General features: G+C 71.6%; 23 protein-coding genes. 12 read left to right on the top strand and 11 right to left on the bottom strand.

Annotated elements, in window-relative coordinates:
• The first annotated feature begins 104 nt into the window (after positions 1 to 104).
• The 4 genes from ACZ7OU_RS20380 (at position 105) to ACZ7OU_RS20365 (ending at position 1,973) form a co-directional block, all read left to right on the top strand.
• Positions 105 to 542, top strand: a complete 438-nt coding sequence (locus ACZ7OU_RS20380) for a hypothetical protein (RefSeq protein ID WP_470256235.1) — start codon at positions 105 to 107, stop codon at positions 540 to 542.
• A 5-nt stretch (positions 543 to 547) separates the two neighbouring features.
• Positions 548 to 679 carry a hypothetical protein gene (locus ACZ7OU_RS20375; RefSeq protein WP_470256234.1) on the top strand — a complete coding sequence of 44 codons (132 nt, stop codon included), beginning with the start codon at positions 548 to 550 and terminating at the stop codon, positions 677 to 679.
• A gap of 357 nt (positions 680 to 1,036) precedes the next feature.
• Positions 1,037 to 1,519, top strand: coding sequence for a MarR family winged helix-turn-helix transcriptional regulator (locus ACZ7OU_RS20370; RefSeq protein WP_470256233.1), 483 nt, complete (start codon positions 1,037 to 1,039; stop codon positions 1,517 to 1,519).
• Position 1,520: 1 nt separating this feature from the next.
• Complete coding sequence (locus ACZ7OU_RS20365; RefSeq protein WP_470256232.1) at positions 1,521 to 1,973, top strand: hypothetical protein; 453 nt, start codon at positions 1,521 to 1,523, stop codon at positions 1,971 to 1,973.
• Here ACZ7OU_RS20365 and ACZ7OU_RS20360 read toward each other — a convergent pair whose 3' ends face one another.
• The 3 genes from ACZ7OU_RS20360 to ACZ7OU_RS20350 are packed head-to-tail and all read right to left on the bottom strand — an operon-like array spanning position 1,974 to position 5,788.
• Entirely contained in the window at positions 1,974 to 2,537 is a 564-nt protein-coding gene (locus tag ACZ7OU_RS20360) for a TIGR03086 family metal-binding protein (RefSeq protein WP_470256231.1), read from the bottom strand.
• A 33-nt stretch (positions 2,538 to 2,570) separates the two neighbouring features.
• Positions 2,571 to 3,758 carry a class I SAM-dependent RNA methyltransferase gene (locus tag ACZ7OU_RS20355; protein WP_470238506.1) on the bottom strand — a complete coding sequence of 396 codons (1,188 nt, stop codon included), beginning with the start codon at positions 3,756 to 3,758 and terminating at the stop codon, positions 2,571 to 2,573.
• The gene (locus ACZ7OU_RS20350; protein WP_470256230.1) at positions 3,755 to 5,788 is read right to left on the bottom strand and encodes an APC family permease; all 2,034 of its coding nucleotides are present in this window, start codon (positions 5,786 to 5,788) and stop codon (positions 3,755 to 3,757) included. Before ACZ7OU_RS20350 ends, ACZ7OU_RS20355 begins: the two co-directional genes overlap by 4 nt.
• Before the next feature lie 93 nt (positions 5,789 to 5,881).
• Between ACZ7OU_RS20350 and ACZ7OU_RS20345 the strand changes: the two genes are divergently transcribed.
• Together ACZ7OU_RS20345 and ACZ7OU_RS20340 are read left to right on the top strand one after the other, a co-directional pair.
• Positions 5,882 to 6,547: a potassium channel family protein gene (locus tag ACZ7OU_RS20345; protein ID WP_442875848.1), complete on the top strand. Its 666-nt coding sequence runs from the start codon at positions 5,882 to 5,884 to the stop codon at positions 6,545 to 6,547.
• Positions 6,544 to 7,200, top strand: a complete 657-nt coding sequence (locus ACZ7OU_RS20340) for a potassium channel family protein (protein WP_470238508.1) — start codon at positions 6,544 to 6,546, stop codon at positions 7,198 to 7,200. Before ACZ7OU_RS20345 ends, ACZ7OU_RS20340 begins: the two co-directional genes overlap by 4 nt.
• A gap of 322 nt (positions 7,201 to 7,522) precedes the next feature.
• On the opposite strand, the gene ACZ7OU_RS20335 is transcribed toward ACZ7OU_RS20340, so the two are convergent.
• Positions 7,523 to 8,248 (bottom strand): DUF3159 domain-containing protein, encoded by a 726-nt coding sequence (locus ACZ7OU_RS20335; protein ID WP_470238509.1) that lies wholly within the window; start codon positions 8,246 to 8,248, stop codon positions 7,523 to 7,525.
• 9 nt (positions 8,249 to 8,257) lie between these two features.
• On the bottom strand, positions 8,258 to 8,638 hold the full coding sequence (locus ACZ7OU_RS20330; protein ID WP_072480405.1) for an OB-fold nucleic acid binding domain-containing protein: 381 nt from the start codon (positions 8,636 to 8,638) through the stop codon (positions 8,258 to 8,260).
• Between the two features lie 136 nt (positions 8,639 to 8,774).
• On the opposite strand from ACZ7OU_RS20330, the gene ACZ7OU_RS20325 reads away from it, so the two are divergent.
• The gene (locus ACZ7OU_RS20325; RefSeq protein WP_470257630.1) at positions 8,775 to 9,458 is read left to right on the top strand and encodes an alpha/beta hydrolase; all 684 of its coding nucleotides are present in this window, start codon (positions 8,775 to 8,777) and stop codon (positions 9,456 to 9,458) included.
• Positions 9,459 to 9,502: 44 nt separating this feature from the next.
• On the opposite strand, the gene ACZ7OU_RS20320 is transcribed toward ACZ7OU_RS20325, so the two are convergent.
• Both ACZ7OU_RS20320 and dut read right to left on the bottom strand, forming a co-directional pair.
• A complete protein-coding gene (locus ACZ7OU_RS20320) occupies positions 9,503 to 10,165 on the bottom strand; it encodes a DUF3710 domain-containing protein (RefSeq protein WP_470256229.1) in 663 nt (220 codons plus the stop codon).
• A complete protein-coding gene (gene dut, locus ACZ7OU_RS20315; protein ID WP_470238511.1) occupies positions 10,165 to 10,668 on the bottom strand; it encodes a dUTP diphosphatase in 504 nt (167 codons plus the stop codon). Before dut ends, ACZ7OU_RS20320 begins: the two co-directional genes overlap by 1 nt.
• 24 nt (positions 10,669 to 10,692) lie before the next feature.
• Between dut and ACZ7OU_RS20310 the strand changes: the two genes are divergently transcribed.
• Complete coding sequence (locus ACZ7OU_RS20310) at positions 10,693 to 11,175, top strand: DUF3093 domain-containing protein (protein WP_470238512.1); 483 nt, start codon at positions 10,693 to 10,695, stop codon at positions 11,173 to 11,175.
• Between the two features lie 147 nt (positions 11,176 to 11,322).
• Here ACZ7OU_RS20310 and ACZ7OU_RS20305 read toward each other — a convergent pair whose 3' ends face one another.
• Entirely contained in the window at positions 11,323 to 11,631 is a 309-nt protein-coding gene (locus ACZ7OU_RS20305) for a DUF4193 domain-containing protein (RefSeq protein ID WP_470238513.1), read from the bottom strand.
• A gap of 516 nt (positions 11,632 to 12,147) precedes the next feature.
• Here ACZ7OU_RS20305 and cei point away from each other — a divergent pair.
• Positions 12,148 to 12,831, top strand: a complete 684-nt coding sequence (gene cei / locus ACZ7OU_RS20300) for an envelope integrity protein Cei (protein WP_470238514.1) — start codon at positions 12,148 to 12,150, stop codon at positions 12,829 to 12,831.
• Between the two features lie 205 nt (positions 12,832 to 13,036).
• Here cei and ACZ7OU_RS20295 read toward each other — a convergent pair whose 3' ends face one another.
• A complete protein-coding gene (locus ACZ7OU_RS20295) occupies positions 13,037 to 13,855 on the bottom strand; it encodes an inositol monophosphatase family protein (protein ID WP_470256228.1) in 819 nt (272 codons plus the stop codon).
• A gap of 64 nt (positions 13,856 to 13,919) precedes the next feature.
• Here ACZ7OU_RS20295 and ppgK point away from each other — a divergent pair, with 64 nt between their 5' ends.
• Both ppgK and ACZ7OU_RS20285 read left to right on the top strand, forming a co-directional pair.
• On the top strand, positions 13,920 to 14,687 hold the full coding sequence (ppgK, locus tag ACZ7OU_RS20290; RefSeq protein ID WP_470239023.1) for a polyphosphate--glucose phosphotransferase: 768 nt from the start codon (positions 13,920 to 13,922) through the stop codon (positions 14,685 to 14,687).
• Between the two features lie 209 nt (positions 14,688 to 14,896).
• Positions 14,897 to 16,288 (top strand): RNA polymerase sigma factor, encoded by a 1,392-nt coding sequence (locus ACZ7OU_RS20285; RefSeq protein WP_470238516.1) that lies wholly within the window; start codon positions 14,897 to 14,899, stop codon positions 16,286 to 16,288.
• A 66-nt stretch (positions 16,289 to 16,354) separates the two neighbouring features.
• On the opposite strand, the gene ACZ7OU_RS20280 is transcribed toward ACZ7OU_RS20285, so the two are convergent.
• Positions 16,355 to 16,747 carry a hypothetical protein gene (locus tag ACZ7OU_RS20280; protein WP_470256227.1) on the bottom strand — a complete coding sequence of 131 codons (393 nt, stop codon included), beginning with the start codon at positions 16,745 to 16,747 and terminating at the stop codon, positions 16,355 to 16,357.
• Between the two features lie 95 nt (positions 16,748 to 16,842).
• Between ACZ7OU_RS20280 and ACZ7OU_RS20275 the strand changes: the two genes are divergently transcribed.
• Positions 16,843 to 17,481, top strand: a complete 639-nt coding sequence (locus ACZ7OU_RS20275) for a hypothetical protein (protein ID WP_470256226.1) — start codon at positions 16,843 to 16,845, stop codon at positions 17,479 to 17,481.
• A 49-nt stretch (positions 17,482 to 17,530) separates the two neighbouring features.
• Here the strand turns inward: ACZ7OU_RS20275 and glgB are convergent, their stop codons facing one another.
• Positions 17,531 to 19,738 carry a 1,4-alpha-glucan branching protein GlgB gene (gene glgB / locus ACZ7OU_RS20270; RefSeq protein WP_470256225.1) on the bottom strand — a complete coding sequence of 736 codons (2,208 nt, stop codon included), beginning with the start codon at positions 19,736 to 19,738 and terminating at the stop codon, positions 17,531 to 17,533.
• Between the last annotated feature and the right edge of the window lie 4 nt (positions 19,739 to 19,742).

The following is a 19,742-nucleotide window of genomic DNA, read 5'->3' as shown; positions in this document are numbered from 1 at the left end:
GATCGCCCGATCGGGATCCACCGAACGGCCCAGCGCCGGAAAGGTGCTCGGAAAGCCGTTTCCCGCGTCTTATGCTGCGTCCACCGCGACGCAGGGAGGCCGGAGTGGACCAGCATCGACCGGGGAAGCGGCTTCGGGGCCCGCGCGCCGTGGCGGTGGGGATCGCGAGCCTCGGCGTGATCGCGGGCCTGACCCTGCGCACGGCGGACTACCCCGGGATGCTCCCGCCGGGGACGCCGGATCCGGAGCTGGACCTGGGGTTGCGCCTGGTGTGCGCGGCAGCGGTGCTGATCGCGGGGACGCTGGCGTACCTGACGTTCGCCCGCCACCAGGACGAGCCGCTGGCGATGACATGCCTCCCGGGTCTGGTGGTGACGGGCGTGGTGCTGCGCCATTTGGTGGTGACGCTCCCGGGAGTAACCCGAATTCAGCCGGCGGCGCGGGTGGTGCCGGGGGCGGGGTCGTGGGTGTTGTTGGCGTCGGGGGTGGCGATGACGGCGGCCGGGCTGGCGGCGGCGTTCGCGGTGCGCCGAGCGGCCTGAGCGGGGTGCGGCAGCCCTTGGCGCTGCTCTGGGGCACCCGCCGGCAGCCGTCGCGGCTCGCCGAGCGGCGTGAGCAGGGCGTGGCCGATGCCCGCGGGTCGCGGCTGGCCGGGTTCGCGGTCGGCCGAGCGGCCTGAGCGGGTACGGCTGCCCTTGAGCGCTGCTCTGGGACACCTGCCAGCAGCCTTCGCAGCTCGCCGAGCGGCGTGAGCAGGCCCCCAGCGCCGCCGCAGCCGGCCCGGCGGCGACCTTCGCGGCTCGCCGAGCGGCCTGAGCGGAGTGCGGCCGGCCCTGAGCGCTGCCGATGTCCGGGTCGCGATGACGGCGGCCGGCCGGGCAGCAACCTGCGCGAGGTGCGGCCACCTCGCTGATCGCGAGCGCGGCGGTGCGAGCGAGGTGCCGGTGCCGGTGCCGGTGCCGGTGCCGCAATGATCGCGGGGCGGCGGCTGAAGCGAGCCTCCCCACGACGCACGTACCTCCGCTAAACTCGTTTCATGCCGCAACGAAAAGAATCCGCCGAGCTGGCACGGGCCGTGATGGAGCTCATCGACCAGGGGCATCGGCGGATCTCGCGGCGGATCGACCTCACTCGCGTCCGCGTGCTCGGGCTTGTCTCCGCCCGGGGGCCGCTGCGGCCGCGGGACATTGCCGCGGAGCTCGGCCTCACCGCTTCCGCCACCAGCCGGCACCTCTCCGCTCTCGAACGGGATGGCCGGGTCGTCGTCGAGGCGGATCCGGCTGACTCGCGGACCTTTCTCGTCCAGGTCTCGCCGGGTGGGCAGGCCGAGATCGACGCCACCGTCGATGCCGGTGCCGCCGTGTTCGCGCAGGTCATCGCCGACTGGTCGGACGAAGACGTCGCCACCGCGCGGGTCCTCATCACCCGCCTCAACGACGCCTGGGCCCGGCGCGGCGAAACCAGCAGCACCCCACCGTCCGGCCCGCGCTGGCAGCGGGCCCGCATGCAGGAGGACTGACGTGGACACGACCACCCGCGCGAAGAGCGCACCCAAGCCCGTCCAGGCCGCCCGGGCCCTCCTGGCCCTCGTCGGGCTGAGCCACCTCGTCATCCCGATCGTCATGGGCGCGCGCGAGGACACCCTGCGCGATCAGATCGCCGCGCAGCACCCGGACTTCGGGGCCGCCGAGGTCGCGCGGTCGGCCGATGTCGCCGTGGTCTCCGGGGCCGTCTTCCACGGCCTGCTGCTCCTCCTCTGCTTCCTCCTGGTCGTCAAGCTGGGCTCGGGCCGGCCGTGGACGCGCCGGCTCACCGTCGTCTCGCAGCTGCTGTCGGTGGTCTTCGGCTTCTTCTCGTGGTCGTCGTCGCCGATGTTCCACGCCGTCATCCCCGTGGCCGCCGTCGCGCAGCTCGCCGTCGTCGTCCTGGTGTGGGCGCCCCGGCCGTCACGGGACTTCTTCGCCAAGCGGTAGCTAGCCGCTCACCGCCTTCCGGCCGAGGAACGCCGCGAGCCGGTCGGCCGCCGTCACCCCGGGCGGCGCCTCCACCTCCGGTCCGAACGGGCCGCCCGGCTGCCGGGGCGCCGCACCGAACCGGGACCGCCACTGCTCCAGCGCCCCCTCCGCGAGGTCCGGCAGCAGGTCCGTCGAGGCACCGGTCGCGTCCGCGAGGTCCCAGCCGTGGGCCAGGTACTCGTTCACGCGCATGTGGACGAGGAACACGCCCGGCACCTCCCCCAGCGGGGTCGTCACCTTCCGCGCGAACAACCCGGGCGAGGCCAGCACCGCCCGCGCCGCCGCGACGGACGCCACGAAAGCCGAAGCCGGGGACGCACCGAGATAGTCACCGTCCGGGGCCGGTGGACCCAACTCGGCCCAGAACGCGACTTTCGCGTTGCCGTGCGCGAGGTGGTTGACCACCGCGCGGACGTCCCAGTCCGCGCACGCCGTCGGCAGGGTCCACTGGTCGTCACGGAGCGCGGTGACCAGGGAAGTCACCGTCGAGGCCGCGCGATCGAAGTCGTCGAGAGGAGTCATGCCCGCAGTGTGACGGTCACCACCGACAAAAACTCAGGACAGCAGCGCCACGCACTCCACGTGGTGGGTCATCGGGAACGCGTCGAACGCCCGCAGATCCGTCAGGCCGTAGCCGTGCGACGCGAAGGTCGCCAGGTCACGGGCCAGTGCCGCGGGGTCGCACGCCACGTAGACGATCCGATCGGGTGAACCCGCGACGATCGACTCCACCACCGCCTTGCCCGCCCCCTTGCGCGGCGGGTCCAGCACCACGACGTCCACGGGCTTCGGGGCCGACTCCAGCACGTGCTCGACGCGCCCGGCCTCCCAGGAGACCTGGGGCAGGTCGGCCAGGTTCTTCTCGCCGTCGGCGACCGCGCGCCGGCCGGACTCGATCGCCAGCACCCGGCCCGCCGGGCCGACCTGCGAAGCCAGCACCGACGCGAACAGCCCGACCCCGGCGTAGAGGTCCCAGGCCGAACCGCCCGCGGGGGCGTCCGCCCACTCGGCCACGACGGCGGCCAGCGTCGACGCCGCGGCCGGGTGGACCTGCCAGAAGCCGTGCGCGTCGAGGTGCCAGTCGCGCCCGGCCGCGTGCTGCACGGCCACGCCGCCCGCCAGCTGCCGGGCGCGGACCTTGCCGCGGACCGTCGACAGCTCGCGCACGTGGACACCGCCGTCGCCGTCGCTGGTGACCTCGAGCTCGCTGCCCGGCCGCCAGCGCCGCGCCAGGACGTCGTCGAGCTCGCCCGGCACCGCGATCGGGCAGTCCTCCAGAGCGACCACCCGGTGGCTGTGGTGGGCGCGCAGGCCCGCGCGTCCCTCGCGGTCGGCGACCAGCCGGACGCGGCTGCGCCAGTCCAGCGGACCGCCGTCGAGGGCCTCCACGACGACCTCGCGCTCGATGCCGGCCAGCCGCTGAAGCTGCTCCGCCACCACCGAAGCCTTCAACGAACGTTGGTACGCGGGGGAAGCGTGCTGCCAGTCGCAGCCGCCGCAGCCGCCCGGCACCGCGAGCGGGCACGGCGGTTCGACCCGGAACTCCGACGCCGACAGCACCTCGATCGCGTCGCCGCGGCAGAAGGAACCGCCGTTGTCCTCGGTGACCTCGACGCGGACCTGCTCGCCCGGCAGCGCGTGCCGGACGAACACGACGCGGCCGTCGGCACGCGCCACGCAGTGGCCGCCGTGCGCCACCGCGCCGACCTCGACCTCGAGGACCCGGCCCAGCCAGCTCGTCATTCGGCAGGCTCCTTGGGCTTCGGCGCCGTGACCGGCTTTCCGTTGGGTGAGAAGCCGCGGCGGACGTCGCCGGCCGCGGGACGTTCGTTCCGGACTCGCGCGGCCGCCTTGGCCGAGGACTCCAGCTGCCACGGCACGCTCGCGACGATCACGCCGGACTGGAAGAGCAGCCGGCCCTTGAGCCGCAGCGCGCTCTGGTTGTGCAGCACCTGTTCCCACCAGTGCCCGACCACGTACTCCGGGATGAACACCGTGACGACGTTGCGCGGGTTGTCCCCGCGCACGCGCTTCACGTAGTCCAGGACCGGTTTCGTGATCTCGCGGTAGGGCGACTCGACGACCTTCAGCGGCACCTTGAAGTTGTGGGCGTCCCATTCAGCGGTGAGCCTGCGCGTGTCCGCATCGTCCACATTGACCGTCACGGCTTCGAGGACGTCCGGGCGCATCGCCTTGGCGTAGGCCAGCGCGCGCAGGGTCGGCCGGTGCAGTTTGGACACCAGCACGATCGCGTGGTTGCGCGACGGCAGCACGGTCGGGGTGTCGCCGAGGTCCTTCAGCTCGTCGGCGACGCGGTCGTAGTGCTTGCGGATCGCCGTCATCAGCACGAAGATCGCCACCATCGCCGCGATCGCGATCCACGCGCCGAGCAGGAACTTGGTGATGAGCACGATCACCAGCACGATGCCGGTCATGGTCAGGCCGACCGCGTTCACCGTCTGCGAGCGCCGCATCCGCCGCCGCTTGGCCGGGTCGGTTTCCTTGGCCAGTAACCGGTTCCAGTGCCGGATCATGCCGGCCTGGCTCACCGTGAACGACACGAACACACCCACGATGTAGAGCTGGATGAGTCGCGTGACCTCGGCGTCGAACGCGATGATCAGCACCAGTGCGAACGCCGAGAGGAACAGGATCCCGTTGGAGAACGCCAGCCGGTCGCCGCGCGTGTGCAGCTGCCGCGGCAGGTAGCGGTCCTGCGCCAGGATCGAGCCCAGCACCGGGAAGCCGTTGAACGCGGTGTTCGCGGCCAGCAGCAGGATGATGCCGGTGGAGAAGGAGATGTAGTAGAACGCCGGCGGGAAGTCGGCGAACACCGCGTGCGCGATCTGCGCGACGATCGTCTTCTGCTCGTAGCCGGCGGGCGCGCCGACGAGCTGCTCCGCCGGGTCTTCGGCGAACTTGACGTCGGTGATCGAGGCCAGCGTGATGATGCCGACCAGCATGGTCACCGCGAGCAGGCCCATCATCAGCAGCGTCGTCGCCGCGTTCTTCGACTTGGGTTTCTGGAACGCCGGGACGCCGTTGCTGATCGCCTCGACCCCGGTCAGCGCCGCCGCGCCGGAGGAGAACGCGCGCAGCACCAGGAAGGCGTACGCGACGCCCGCGAACGTCCCCTCGGCGTTCAACGTGAACCCGGCGCTCTCGGCCTTCATGTCGGCGCCGGTCGCCGCCCGGAAAAGGCCCCAGGCGACCATCACCATGATGCCCAGGATGAACCCGTATGTCGGGATCGCGAAGGCCTTCCCCGACTCCCGGATGCCGCGCAGGTTCAACGACGTCAGCACGACCACGATGACGATCGAGGCCAGCACCTTGTGCTGCGCCACCCACGGCACGGCCGACCCGATGTTGGCCACACCGGACGAAGTGGACACCGCGACCGTCAGGACGTAGTCGACGAGCAGCGCGCTCGCCACGGTCAGCCCGAACTTCCCGCCCAGGTTCGTGTTGGCGACCTCGTAGTCGCCGCCGCCGCTCGGGTAGGCGTGCACGTTCTGCCGGTACGACGCGACGACGACCAGCATCACCAGCGCGACCATGATGCCGATCCACGGCGCCAGCGCGTAGGCGGAGAGGCCCGCGACGCTCAGCGTCAGGAAGATCTCTTCGGGGGCGTACGCCACGCTCGAGAGCGCGTCGGACGCGAAGATAGGCAGCGCGATGCGCTTCGGCAGGAGCGTGTGAGCGAGCCTGTCACTGCGGAACGGACGTCCGAGGACCAGGCGTTTCAGCACGGTCGGGAACTTCGACACCACGGAAGCGTAGCCGCCGGGGTGCACGGTAGGTTCGGCGCTGGCATGTCCGGGTAGGTACGGACGGGTTAACCGCCGAAGAGGAGGCAGGGCGTGCACGTGGTGATCATGGGATGCGGCCGGGTGGGCGCGTCTCTGGCCGCTGCGCTGGAGCGGCTCGGCCACGAGGTGGCCGTCATCGACAAGAGCCAGCAGGCGTTCCGGCGGCTCGGCAGCGACTTCCACGGCCAGCAGGTCGTCGGCGTCGGGTTCGACCGCAAGGTGCTGATCGAAGCGGGCATCGAGCGGGCCGGCGCGTTCGCGGCGGTGTCCAGCGGCGACAACTCGAACATCATCTCCGCGCGGGTCGCGCGCGAGAACTTCGGCATCGAGCACGTCGTCGCGCGGATCTACGACCACAAGCGCGCGGCCGTGTACGAGCGGCTGGGCATCCCGACGGTGGCGACCGTGCCGTGGACCACCGACCGGTTCCTGCGCACGCTCCTGCCGGACGGCGTCGCGTCGGCGTGGCGGGACCCGTCGGGCAACGTCGCGCTGCTGCAGCTGCCGCTGCACGAGGGCTGGGTCGGGCACTCCGTCCGGTCGCTGCAGGAGGCGTCCGGCGCGCGGGTGGCGTTCATCATGCGCTTCGGCACGCCGGTGCTGCCGGACGGCAAGACGATGGTGCAGGACGGCGACGACGTGTGGGTCGCGGCGCGCTCCGGCACCGTCAGCGACGTGACGAGTGTGGCCAATCGCGAACCGGAGGACGAGGCATGAGGGTCGCGATCGCCGGCGCGGGCGCGGTGGGGCGCTCGATCGCCAACGAGCTGATCGACGGCAGGCACCAGGTGATGCTCATCGAGCGGGAGGCCGACCAGTTCGAGCCGCAGACCGTCGAGCAGGCCGACTGGGTGCTCGGCGACGCGTGCGAGGTGTCGATCCTGGAGGAGTCCGGGATCGAGCAGTGCGACGTCGTGATCGCCGCCACCGGCGACGACAAGGCGAACCTGGTCGTCTCCCTGCTGGCCAAGACGGAGTTCGCGGTGCGGCGCGTGGTGGCGCGGGTGAACAACCCGGCCAACGAGTGGCTGTTCACCGACGCCTGGGGCGTCGACGTCGCGGTGTCGACCCCGCGGATGCTCGCGGCGATGGTCGAGGAGGCGGTCAGCGTCGGCGACCTGGTGCGGCTGATGACGTTCCGCCAGAGCAACGCGAACCTCGTCGAGCTGACGCTGCCGGCGGAGACCCCGCTGGCCGGCAAGCCGGTGAGCGAACTTTCGCTGCCGCGCGACGCGGCGCTGGTGACGATCCTGCGGGGTGACCGGGTGATCGTGCCGCAGCCGGAGGACCCGCTGGAGCCCGGCGACGAGCTGCTGTTCGTCGCGACGGCGGACGTCGAGCCGGAGATCCGGACGGCGCTGGGTTACTGAGTTCGTCCATGGAGAAGGCCCTCGGCGAGTGCGCCGGGGGCCTTCTTCGTGGTCCGAAAACTGTCGGTGCTCTCCGGTAACGTGAAACCGGGGGCTCCCCTACGCGCGCGGGTTGTCACGCTTCGCGAGGGCGACGACGGGACTCGCGTGATCGGACGCGTATCCGGCGTGTTCGGGCGCGTGACTCACGTGATCGGGCGCGCATCTCGCGTGATTCGGCGCGCATCACGCGTGATCAGGCAGGCATCGCGCGTGATTGAAGGGGCATCACGCGTGATCGGGGAGCCGACACGGCGGATCCGCTGGTGCGGCACCCGGTGGGTCAGGCTTCGGGAGCCTGGGCGTACTTCGCGCGCAGCCGGGCTTCGACCTCGGCGTCGGTCTCCGGCTTGGGCTCGTCCTCGGCCTGTGCCTTCAGCCGCTTGTCCGACCGGCGCACCGCCCAGACCACCACCAGCAGGCCCAGCGCGTACAGCGGGTACCCCATGGCGATCTTCGTGAACGCCAGCCAGCCGGTGTAGTCCTCCTGGTACAGCCACCGCTGGACGACGAACCGGGCGGCGAACACGGCCGCCAGGGCCAGCGTCGCGATGTCGTAGCCGTAGCGGGACGGCTTGTCCTTGCGCCACGCCTGGCCGGTGCCGTTCAGCACGTTCCAGACGACGCCCGCGATCGGCCAGCGCACGACCACCGACAGCACGAAGATCCCGCAGTACACCAGGCTCGCGTAGATCCCGAAGAGGAAGAACCCCTTCGCGGACCCCGTGCGGTAGGCGATGAACGCCGCGATCGCGACGCCGAAGAAACCGGAGATCGCCGGCTGCAGGGGCTCCTTGCGGACCACCCGCAGCACGGTGATCGCCACCGCGCTGCCCACCGACGTCCAGATGGCCGCGGTCAGGCCGAAGAAAGCGTTCGCCAGGACGAAGACGATCACCGGCACCGACGAGTAGATCAGGCCGGACACGCCGCCCATCTGCTCGAGCAGGGTCGGCTGCGGTTCTTCTTCCGCGTCGGTCTTCTTCTCGCTCGGGGCGGGTTCAGTCACGATGGGTGATCAACTCACTGGGCTCTGGAGCTCGTAATAGGGGTTGTACAGCACCTTCTGGCCGTCACGCTCGGCCATCCGGCCGCGCACCTTGATCGTCCGGCCAGGCTCGATGCCCGGGATCCGGCGGCGGCCGAGCCAGATTAGCGTCACGCCCTGTGTCCCGTCGAACAGCTCCGCCTCCAGCGTGGCGGCCTCGTTCGTCGGGCAGAGCTCCACGCTGCGCAGTCTCCCCATCACAGTGACCTCTTCGCCGGAACGGCAGTCGCAGGCCCGCTGCGCGCCCTCGGCGCCGGACCTCATCGACATCTCGTCGGCGTCGAGCTCGTCGACGTCGCTGGTCAGCTTGCGTACCAGCCGGCTGAAGTAGCCGCCGTCTTTGGCGGACATAGGTGCTCCTGTGCTCCGGGGCCGGCGACAAAACTGCTTGCGGCCCGTGCGGTTCAAGCGTACTGCGGTCTCCGCCAGGGAAACGCCTTTGCGCAAAGATCGCAACGTGACGTCCGCGATCAGAGTTCCCGCCGCGGTGCTGCTGCCCGGCACCGGCTCGGACGAGGTGTTCGTCCGGGCGGTCTTCGCCGGCCCCCTGCGCGCCCTCGGTGTCCCGCTCATCGCGCCACCGCCGCCGCCCGGTGCGGCACTGGCGGACGGCTACCTCGCGACGCTGGACGCGCTGGCGGACGAACACGGCGAACTGCTCGTAGGCGGCATTTCGTTCGGCGCCCACCTGGCCGCGGAGTGGGCGGTGGCCAATCCGGGCCGTTGCGGGGGCCTGCTGGCCGCGCTCCCGGCCTGGAACGGCCCGCCGGGCCTGGCACCCGCATCGCTGGCCGCGACGCTGTCCGCGGATCTGGTGGCCGGCTCCGGGGTCGACGCGGCGCTGGCGCAGACGGCGGGCAGCCCGGACTGGCTGCGGGCGGAACTGGACCGGGCGTGGCGCCGCCACGGCGACGGGCTGGCGGCGGGCCTGCGCGCCGCCGCGGACCGTCCGGCGCCGACGCTCGAGGCGCTCTCCGCGCTGGCCGTCCCGGCCGGGATCGGCACGTGCACCGACGACCCCATCCACCCGACGAAAGTCGCATCGGAGTGGACCCGCGCCCTCCCCCGCGCCGCCCTCGGCGAGACGACGCTGGACGCGCTGGGCGCCGACCGCGAGTCCCTGGGCCGGGCGACCGTGCTCGCCTTCCTGAGGGCCCTCGAAACGCACTGAGGGGCACCCGCGCGGTCGCGCGCAGGTGCCCCTCAAAGACGTGGTCAGCCCTGTTGCTGCTGGGCCGCGATGTGCTCGGCGACGGCCTCGGGCAGCGTGATGGTGAGCGGGGTGCGGACCGGCATCGGCGCGTCACCGCGGTCGACGATCGTGCGCCGCACGATCCCGCGCAGCACCTCGACGGCCGCCGCGGCCTCCGACTGCGGCCCGGCGATGACGCCGCGCAGCATCCAGCGCGGCCGGTCGATGCCGACGAACCGCAGCGAGACGTCGCCGACGATGGCCGAGATCTCCAGGCCCCACACGCCGCGGCCGATGTTGACCTTGGCGCCGTCGGCCCGCAGCTGCTCGGCGAGCTCGGTGCTCACCTCGCGCCAGAGGCCGCCGGTGCGCGGCGCGGCGTAGGCGCTGACCGTGATCTGGCCCTGCTCGGTGACGACGTGCACGGCGCGCACGCCCCCGGTCTCGGGGTCCATCTCGACCTGGACCTGGGATCCGTCGGGCACCGGCACCTTCACCGAGCCGAGGTCGATCCGCGGGACGCCGTCGTCCTCGAAGTCCGCGACGTCGAACGGGCCGTCGGAGACGTCCGACAGCTCCGAGTCCTCGTCGTACGCCTCGTCCTCGATCGTGTCGTCGGCCTCGGGCGCGGCGTGCCTGCCGGCGGACTCGCCCTCGGTCCGCCGCTTGCGTCCGAAAATCCCCACTACTTCTCCGTTCCTTCCCCCGCGCCGGCGCTCGCGCCGAGCGCCTGTGCTCCCAGTGTGGCGTGTCCACCCGTGGAGCCGTAGCCTCCGTCGCCCCGTTCGGTGGCGTCGAGCTCGGCGACCTCGACGAACACCGCGTGCTCGACCCGCTGCACGACCAGCTGGGCGATGCGGTCGCCGCGCGTGAGCTTCACCGGGTGCACCGGGTCGTGGTTGATCAGGCAGACCTTGATCTCCCCGCGGTAGCCCGCGTCGATCGTGCCCGGCGTGTTCACCACCGAGAGGCCGACCCGGGCGGCCAGGCCCGACCGCGGGTGGACGAACCCCGCGTACCCGGGCGGGAGCGCGATCGCGACGCCGGTGCCGACGACGCCGCGTTCCCCGGGTTTCAGCACGATATCCGAGGTCGTGACGAGATCGGCGCCCGCGTCGCCCGGCCGGGCGTAGGCGGGCGGCGGGACATCCGGGTCGAGCCGGGAGAGGAGTACCTGAACGCTGGACACGGGCGGCGAGATTACTCTCTACCCGTGGGTGAATCTGCGAAGACGGCCGCGAGTGCCGCGGTCCGGCACTCCGAGCGGCTGTACGTGCCGTGGTGGGGCTGGCCGTTGCCGGTGCTGGGCGCCATCCTGCTGGCCGCCGAGGTCGACATGGGCTACCCCGGCGTCCGGGCGTGGCTGCCGTACGTGATCGCGCTGCCGGTCGTCGTGGGGCTGATGCTGTCGCTGGGCCGGGCGAAGGTCCGCGTCACCGGCGGTGACGAGCCGGAGCTGTGGGTGGGCGACGCGCACCTGCCGCTGCGCTACGCCGGGAAGATCGAGATCTTCGACAAGGACGCCAAGCGCAAGGCGCTGGGCCGCGACGGCGACCCCGCCGCGTACGTGCTGCACCGCGGCTGGGTGGGCCCGGTCGTCCGGATCACGCTCACCGACCCCGCCGACCCGACGCCGTACTGGCTGTTCAGCACCCGGCACCCCGAGCGCGTCGCCGAGCTGGTCAAGGGCGCCTGACCCCAGGCTCTGCCCCCTCAGGACATGGGAAGGGGGCCGGCCTGCCGGCCGGCCCCCTTGTCCCCAGCGCTTCGAGCCTCCCCCTTGGTGCCCTCGAGGCTCTCCGCGTCTGTTCGTCCCCTGAACCCTGTCCGAGATCCCGCGCGCTCAGGCGCAGTCGCGGCAGATCAGGCGTCCGCCGCTCTCCTCCGACAGCCGGCTGCGGTGGTGCACCAGGAAGCACACGGAGCAGGTGAATTCATCCGCCTGCTTCGGCACCACCTTCACGGTCATGTCCTCCCCGGAAAGCCCGGAAAGGTCGGCACCCGGCAGCTCGAAGTTCTCGGCGGTCGCGTCCTCGTCGACGTCGACGACGCCGGACTGGTTCTCGTTCCGCCGGGCCTTGAGCTCCTCCAACGAGTCTTCGGCCAGCTCGTCGGCTTCGCTGCGGCGCGGAGCGTCGTAGTCGGTAGCCATGTGTCCCTCACCCCTGCGATCAGCTTGTGTAGTCGTTTTCCCGGACCCCCGGGTGCGCCCGTGAGTCCGCCGTGCCGCTGGTCAACGTTCCAGGGCCGCTGTTTGTGCCCGACGGCCGAAGTGACCGAGGTCTCTTCTTTATGGGCCTCTTCCTGCGGCCGGAGCCCGGGAAGGGTAGCTCACGCCCGCGACGGTTCTGCAACGAGTCAGACATTGCCCCGAAATCGTCACCCGACAGGGGGAACCCGCAGGTAAGACGCGTTGTCGTCCATTCGGGTTGCCCGCGGGTGGAGAACTTCACCGGCGGCCCGTGTCCGCTTGCCCCGGCCGACCCCGCCGTGGTGCGATCGCCGCACGGGGAACCGTCGCGGACGAGGTCCGCGACGACGAGCAAAACACCGGAAACCGGCGAGGTGACCCGGGACGCCGGGCACCGGCCGCAGCGCCTAGGCTGATCGGCCACGACGGTGCCGGGTTCGCACCGGCCGGGTTCGGTGTTCGGGAAGGGACGGGCAGGTGGCGTCGGGGAACGGCATCGGGGACCGTGAGGCGCGGCCTTATCGCAAGCACAAGCCGCTGCCGGCGCTGATCGTCATCGGCGTGCTCGCGCTCGGCGCGATCATCGTCTGGATCAACGCGGCGGTCGGCAAGGGCGACGTCGACGAGGCCGTGAAGTGCGACCCGGCCGCGAGCCCGCCGCCGGGTGTCACGTTCAGCACGCTCCCCCACAACGCGCTCGACGACCGCGCGCCGGTGCCGCCGGACAAGGTCGCCGTCAAGGTCCTCAACGCCTCCAGCACCCGCGGCCAGGGCGGCATCGCCACCACCGCGCTGAAGGAGCTGGGCTTCACCGGCGCCGGCGAGCCGGCCAACGACCCGGCTTACGAGGGCCGCGTGGCCAAGTGCCGCGGCCAGATCCGCTTCGGCGAGAACGGCGTCACCGCGGCCCGGACGCTCAGCCTGGTCGTCCCGTGCGCCGAGCTGGTCCAGGACAACCGCAAGGACGCGAGCGTCGACCTGGTGACGGGCAGCCTCTTCGGGGATCTCCGGCCGCGCGCGGAGGCGCGCCAGATCCTCACGCAGCTCGCCGACTGGTCGAAGGCCCACCAGGGCGGCGGCACGAACGAGCAGTCAGCCGGTGCGAAGGCTCCGGTCATCGACCAGACGTTGCTCGCCTCGGCCCACGACGTCGGCTGCTGAGGCCCGAGCGCCCACAACGCCTCAGAGACCCAACGCCCCTGCGACCCAACCCGCGCGCGTGGGGGCGCCCCCGTTTTCCACGCTACCGGCGAGCACCGACAGTTCCGGCGACCCGGCGTCGCGAACGGCCCGTTCGCGACGCCAGAGGTCCCCGATGAGGCGTTCGCGACGCCAGAGTCCCGGACGAGACGTTCGCGACCCGCCCTCAGACCTCCGACGCGCCGCAGTCCGCGAGAACCTTCCGCAGCGGATCCGCGATCGACGGCGCCGCCGCGTACGTCGCGTCCGCGCCCAGCTCCGGGGCCGATCCCGGCAGGTGCACCCGTGCGCCCGCCTCCGCCGCGATGAGCGCCCCCGCCGCCCAGTCCCAGCGGTGCAGCCCGTGCTCCACGTACGCGTCGAGCCAGCCCGCCGCCACCGCGCACAGGTCCAGCGACGCCGCCCCGTTGCGCCGGATGTCGCGGACGCGCCCGAGCAGCTCCGCCGCGAAGCGCGACTGTCGCGTCCGCCGCTCGGCCGCATACGCGAACCCGGTCCCGACGAGCGTCAGCTCCAGCCGGGCGGGTGCCGACACCGCCAGCCGGCGGCCGTCCAGGAACGCGCCCTGGCCGCGTGCGGCCGACCAGACGCGCCCGCTCGCCGGCTCCACCACCGCGCCCGCCACCGACTCGCCGCCGACCTGCGCCGCCACCGACACCGCGAACCACGGCAGCCCGTAGAGGAAGTTGACCGTCCCGTCGATCGGGTCGACGACCCAGGTCACGCCGTCGCCGGCCGACCCGCCGCCCTCCTCGCCGAGCACCGGCTCCCCCGGTCGCAGCGAGGCCAGCCGGGCGCGCACGAGCTGTTCCGACTCGTGGTCCACCGCGGTCACCACATCGGTGTCCGCGGACTTCGTGTCCACGGCCACCGAGCGCCCCCGGGCCATCCCCTCCCAGGCCTCGCGGACCAGCTCGGCGGCGTCCGTCGCGACCTGCACCGCGACGCTTTTCAGCAACGACTCGTCAACTCCCACGTCCGACATGTCACCACATCCGGTTAAAGTCTCCGAGGCAGGCTTCTGAATCGTGCGAGAAGGGACCACGTCCGTGGTGGAGGCGACCCGCCGAGGTTTCGGCATCGACATCGGCGGCAGCGGGATCAAGGGTGCCTTGGTCGACCTGGACAAGGGGCAGCTCATCGGCGACCGGATCCGGATCGAGACGCCGAAGCCGTCGACGCCGTCGGCGGTGGCGGACGTCGTCGCCGAGATCGTGACGCAGGCGGGCTGGGACGGCCCGGTCGGCGTGACGCTCCCGGCGGTCGTCAAGAAGGGCGTCGCGCACACCGCGGCCAACATCGACAAGCAGTGGATCGGCACCGACGCCGACGCCCTCTTCGCCAAGCGCCTCGGCCGCGGCGTCGACCAGGTCGCGATGCTCAACGACGCCGACGCGGCCGGCATGGCGGAGATCCGATTCGGCGACCCCGTCGCGCGCCGGGGCGTCACCGCCCTGCTCACCTTCGGCACCGGCATCGGCAGCGCGGTGTTCCAGGACGGCAAGCTCGTCCCGAACACCGAGTTCGGTCACCTGGAGATCGACGGCCACGACGCGGAGAAGCGCGCGGCCGCCTCGGTGAAGGACAACGAGGGCCTCTCGTACCCCGAATGGTCCAAGCGCGTGCACCGTTATCTGACCGTGCTCGAAAACCTGATCTGGCCCGACCTGTTCATCGTCGGCGGCGGGGTCAGCAAGAAGGCCGAGAAATGGGTGCCGCTGCTGGACATCCGCACTCCGGTCCTGGTGGCGACGCTGCAGAACAACGCCGGGATCGTGGGTGCCGCGGTGGCCGCGAGCGAGGGCATCCAGCACTAGTTCCGGCACGGGTTCCGGTGCCGATCCGGGCGCCGAACCGGGCCGGAGGGTGATCGCTTCGCGACGCATGCGCGTACCGTCGTTACAATGGAACACGGCCCACGGCTGCGGAGGCGAAAACCGCAGGCCGAGGCGTGAATCCCGAATGTGAGGCAGCAGTGGCTCCGTGTCCGCTGCTCGTCATGATCGACCGCTGCGAAAGGGCGTAAGTGGCAGCCGCAAGAACCGCAACCCGAGGCGGGACGAAGACAGCGACCGCAGCCGGCGAGCCGGCCGAAGAGGCAGCCACCGGGACGGCGAAGCCTGCGGCCCGCAAGACCACCACTGCCAAGAAGGCACCGGCCAAGAAGGCACCGGCGAAGAAGCCCGCGACCAAGGGCGAGGACGGCGAGCCCGACGGTCCCGAGGGCCCCGAAGGCGAGCTCGACTCACCCGATCTGTCGGATCTGGAAGAGGTCGAGGTCGACGTCGTCGACGAAACCGTCGTCGACGAGCCGGACACCGGCTCGACGGATGACGACGACGATGACGACGACGAGGAAGAGACCCCGGCGCAGCGTCGCCGCGGTGCCGCGGCCGACAAGGCGGCGGCCGCGAAGAGCTCCGACAACCCGGACTTCGTCTGGGATGAGGAAGAGTCGGAGGCCCTGCGCCAGGCGCGCAAGGACGCCGAGCTCACCGCGTCGGCCGACTCCGTGCGTGCCTACCTCAAGCAGATCGGCAAGGTCGCGCTGCTGAACGCGGAGGAGGAGGTGGAGCTCGCCAAGCGGATCGAGGCCGGGCTCTACGCCGCCGAGCGCGTGCGCACCGCCGAGGAGGAGGGCGAGAAGCTCGTCACCCAGATGCGCCGCGATCTCAAGTGGATCGTGCGCGACGGCGAGCGCGCCAAGAACCACCTGCTGGAGGCGAACCTCCGGCTCGTGGTGTCGCTGGCCAAGCGCTACACCGGCCGCGGCATGGCGTTCCTGGACCTGATCCAGGAGGGCAACCTCGGCCTGATCCGCGCGGTGGAGAAGTTCGACTACACCAAGGGCTACAAGTTCTCGACGTACGCCACGTGGTGGATCCGCCAGGCGATCACCCGCGCGATGGCCGACCAGGCCCGCACCATCCGCATCCCGGTGCACATGGTCGAGGTCATCAACAAGCTCGGCCGCATACAGCGCGAACTCCTGCAGGACCTCGGCCGCGAGCCGACGCCCGAGGAGCTCGCCAAGGAAATGGACATCTCCCCGGAGAAGGTCCTGGAGATCCAGCAGTACGCCCGTGAGCCGATCTCGCTCGACCAGACGATCGGCGACGAGGGCGACTCGCAGCTCGGTGACTTCATCGAGGACTCCGAAGCGGTCGTCGCGGTGGACGCGGTGTCGTTCACGCTGCTGCAGGATCAGCTCCAGTCGGTGCTGCAGACGCTGTCCGAGCGCGAGGCGGGCGTGGTCCGGCTGCGCTTCGGCCTCACGGACGGCCAGCCGCGCACGCTCGACGAGATCGGCCAGGTGTACGGGGTCACCCGTGAGCGCATCCGGCAGATCGAGTCGAAGACGATGTCGAAGCTGCGCCACCCGTCGCGGTCGCAGGTCCTGCGCGACTACCTGGACTGAGTTCCTTTCAGAAACCCGCCACCGAGATTTTCTCGGTGGCGGGTTTCTTTGTGTCCACATAGGACATCAGGGCACGGCCAGGCCGCGCTCCCGCAGAGACTCCTCGACGCGCAGGCGTTCGATCTCGCGGTCCATGCCCTCGGGCAGCTCGGCGAGCCGGTGCGGGACGCCGATCTGGCGGCACGCCTGGGTGAGGAGCTCGTCGTACGCCTGGCGCGTGCCGAGCCGCCGGGCGGCTGGGGTGCCGGACGGATAGTCGGCGAGCAGGCGGTGCACCCGCCGCAGGTCCGCGGCGACGCGTTCGATCGGCGGACCTTGCGGCTGGGGCTTCGCGCGCTTCTCGAGGAGCCGGCGAAGCAGCTTCGGGGCGCGCAGCGCGCACCAGAAGAGCACCGTGGGAGCGATGCAGACCACGGCGAACAGGATCAGGTTCGCGAGGACGCCGCCGGCGCCGGCCATGCCCTCATCGTAAGCCCGCGCGGGCGTTTCGGGACCCCTCCCCGGCGACGAACGGTAAAACGTCCCCATCACGACTGTGCCGGGGAGGAACTGCTGTGCCGTGTGCGGTGTTGCTCGGCCTCGGCCTGGGCGCGGCGGCCCTGGCCTGGATCATCTCCGCGCTGGGCGACGGCGCCTGGCTGCTGGGCGTCACCGCCGCGGTCGCGCTCGTGACGGTGACGATCCACCTCACGGCCCGCGCCCACGGGACGGCGTCGCGGGTCCGGCTCGGGCGGGTGCGCCGCCGGCTCCGTGCGGCCGGCCGTCACCCGGCCCACGTCTACGCCGTGCACGACCGCGGCCGCCGGGCCCGGACGAGGGCGCGTCACCTCGTGTTCCTCGTGCACGAGCCGCGGCTCCACTCGCTCGAGCTGCTGGCCTGGTCGTCCGGCGAACTCGAACGACGGTGGCACGCCGAGCCCGCCGGAATCACCGAAGCCAAGGTCGCGCTGGGCGGGACGACCGGCCGGTGGACCGACCTGCCCGCGGAGCTCGTCCTGCGCGTCGGTGACGACGACCCGCTGGTGCTGTGGGTACCGGGTGCGCAGCCCGGGCTCATGCAGTTCGCCTGGTACCTGGACGCCCCGGCCCGCCGCCGTCGCCGCCGCGCGGCCCGCCGAGCCCGCGAAAAACGCGAAGCCGACCGTGATTCAAGGGGCATCACGCGTGATCAGGAGGGCATCACGCGTGATTGAAGGGGCATCACGCGTGATTGGAGGGGCGACACGCGTGATGCCCCTTCCGTCACGGGAGTTCGGGGGTCGGTGGGGTTTCTTCGATGAGCCAGAGGACGCCGGCCGGGGGGAGCTGGAGGACTGCCGAGGCCGGCTGGCCGTGCCAGGGGTCCTCCGTGGCCTCCACCGAACCCAGGTTTCCGACGCCCGAGCCGCCGTAGGCCTCCGCGTCCGTGTTGACTGCCTCGCGCCAGCGGCCCGCCGCCGGCAGGCCGACCCGGTAGTCGTGGTGCGGGACGCCCGAGAAGTTCGCGATGCAGGCCAGCCGTGACCCGTCGGTGCCGATGCGCAGGAAGCTCAGCACGTTGCCGCTCGAGTCGTTCGCGTCGATCCAGCGGAAGCCGTCCGGCGAGGTGTCCTGGCTGAACAGCGCCGGCGACGAGCGGTACACCGAGTTCAGCGACCGCAGCAGGTCCTGGACCCCGCGGTGCAGCGGCTCGTCCAGCAGGTGCCAGTCCAGCGACCGCTGCTCCGACCACTCCGAAGGCTGGCCGAACTCGCCGCCCATGAACAGCAGCTGCTTGCCCGGGTGCGCCCACATGAACGCCAGCAGCGAACGCAGGCCGGCCGCCTTGTTCCAGGCGTCGCCCGGCATGCGGCCCCACAGGGATCCCTTGCCGTGCACCACTTCGTCGTGCGACAGCGGCAGGACGAAGTTCTCGCTCCACGCGTACACGAGCGAGAACGTCATCTCGTTGTGGTGGTACGCGCGGTGGATCGGCTCGTGCGACAGGTACCGGAGCGTGTCGTGCATCCAGCCCATGTTCCACTTGAAGCCGAACCCGAGGCCGCCCAAGTGCGTCGGGCGCGTGACGCCCGGCCACGCCGTCGACTCCTCGGCCACCATCACGACGCCCGGGTGTCGCTTGTAGACGGTCGCGTTCAGCTCCTGCAGGAACTTCACCGCGTCCAGGTTTTCGCGGCCGCCGTACTGGTTCGGCAGCCACTCCCCCTCGTTGCGGGAGTAGTCGAGGTAGAGCATCGACGCCACCGCGTCGACCCGCAGGCCGTCGAGGTGGAACTCCTCGATCCAGTACAGCGCGTTGGCGACGAGGAAGTTGCGGACCTCGTTGCGGCCGAAGTCGAACACGAGCGTGCCCCAGTCGGGCTGCTCGCCGCGGCGCGGGTCCGCGTGCTCGTAGAGCGCGGTGCCGTCGAACTTCGCCAGCGCCCAGCTGTCCTTCGGGAAGTGCGCGGGCACCCAGTCGACCAGGACGCCGATCCCCCGCTGGTGCAGGCGGTCGACGAAGTAGCGGAAGTCGTCCGGGGAGCCGAAGCGCGACGTCGGCGCGTAGTACGACGTCACCTGGTAGCCCCACGAGCCGCCGAACGGGTGCTCCGACACCGGCAGCAGCTCCACGTGCGTGAAGCCGGTCTCGATGACGTAGTCGCCGAGCTGGTCGGCCAGCTCGCGGTAGTTCAGCCCGGGCCGCCACGAACCGAGGTGGACCTCGTAGACGCTCATCGGCGCCGCGGACCACTCGGTGGCCTCGCGCTGGGCGACCCACGCGTCGTCGTCCCACAGGTGCCCGGAGGTGGTGACGACCGACGCCGTCGCGGGCGGGAGTTCCGTGCCGAACGCCATCGGGTCGGCCTTCTCGCGCCAGTTGCCGTCGGCGCCGAGGATCCGGAACTTGTAGCAGGAGCCGGCGCCGACACCCGGCACGAACAGCTCCCAGACGCCCGACGAGCCGAGCGAGCGCATCGCGTGACCGCGGCCGTCCCAGCCGTTGAAGTCGCCGATCACGCGGATGCCGCGGGCGTTCGGCGCCCACACCGCGAACGACGTCCCCTCGACGACGCCACCCGGCGTCTCGTACGAACGGACGTGCGCGCCGAGCGCCTCCCAGAGCCGCTCGTGGCGGCCCTCGCCGATCAGGTGCAGGTCCAGCTCGCCGACCGTGGGCAGCCAGCGGTACGGGTCGTCGGCGGTGACGGAGTGCCCGTCGTAGTCGATCTCCAGCCGGTAGTCGCCCGGGTGTTCCGGCACCGCGACGGCGAACAGTGCGTCGATCACCGGTTCCATCGGGTACCGGTGCTCGCCGCTGCGCAGGGCGACGGCCTTGGCTCCGGGCAGCAGCGCCCGGGCCACGAAGCCCTTGCCCACCGCGTGCGCGCCCAGCACCGAGTGCGGGTCGTGGTGCGAGCCGGCGAGCAGCCGGTCGATGTCCGCGGCCGCCGGGGCGGCGGCCGGGAGGCCTTCCGGAACCGCGTTCACGGCG

Source organism: Amycolatopsis sp. NPDC114505, assembly GCF_055633615.1.
This window is presented reverse-complemented; position numbering and strand designations above follow the sequence as displayed.

What these genes read in the sequence shown, in the direction of transcription:
- ACZ7OU_RS20330 (WP_072480405.1), bottom strand. Translation starts at nt 8,638, where the DNA reads ATGTCCGCCAAAGACGGCGGCTACTTCAGCCGGCTGGTACGCAAGCTG.
- ACZ7OU_RS20280 (WP_470256227.1), bottom strand. Translation starts at nt 16,747, where the DNA reads ATGGCCGGCGCCGGCGGCGTCCTCGCGAACCTGATCCTGTTCGCCGTG.
- ACZ7OU_RS20370 (WP_470256233.1), top strand. Translation starts at nt 1,037, where the DNA reads ATGCCGCAACGAAAAGAATCCGCCGAGCTGGCACGGGCCGTGATGGAG.
- ACZ7OU_RS20295 (WP_470256228.1), bottom strand. Translation starts at nt 13,855, where the DNA reads ATGTCGGACGTGGGAGTTGACGAGTCGTTGCTGAAAAGCGTCGCGGTG.
- ACZ7OU_RS20360 (WP_470256231.1), bottom strand. Translation starts at nt 2,537, where the DNA reads ATGACTCCTCTCGACGACTTCGATCGCGCGGCCTCGACGGTGACTTCC.
- ACZ7OU_RS20355 (WP_470238506.1), bottom strand. Translation starts at nt 3,758, where the DNA reads ATGACGAGCTGGCTGGGCCGGGTCCTCGAGGTCGAGGTCGGCGCGGTG.
- ACZ7OU_RS20340 (WP_470238508.1), top strand. Translation starts at nt 6,544, where the DNA reads ATGAGGGTCGCGATCGCCGGCGCGGGCGCGGTGGGGCGCTCGATCGCC.
- ACZ7OU_RS20305 (WP_470238513.1), bottom strand. Translation starts at nt 11,631, where the DNA reads ATGGCTACCGACTACGACGCTCCGCGCCGCAGCGAAGCCGACGAGCTG.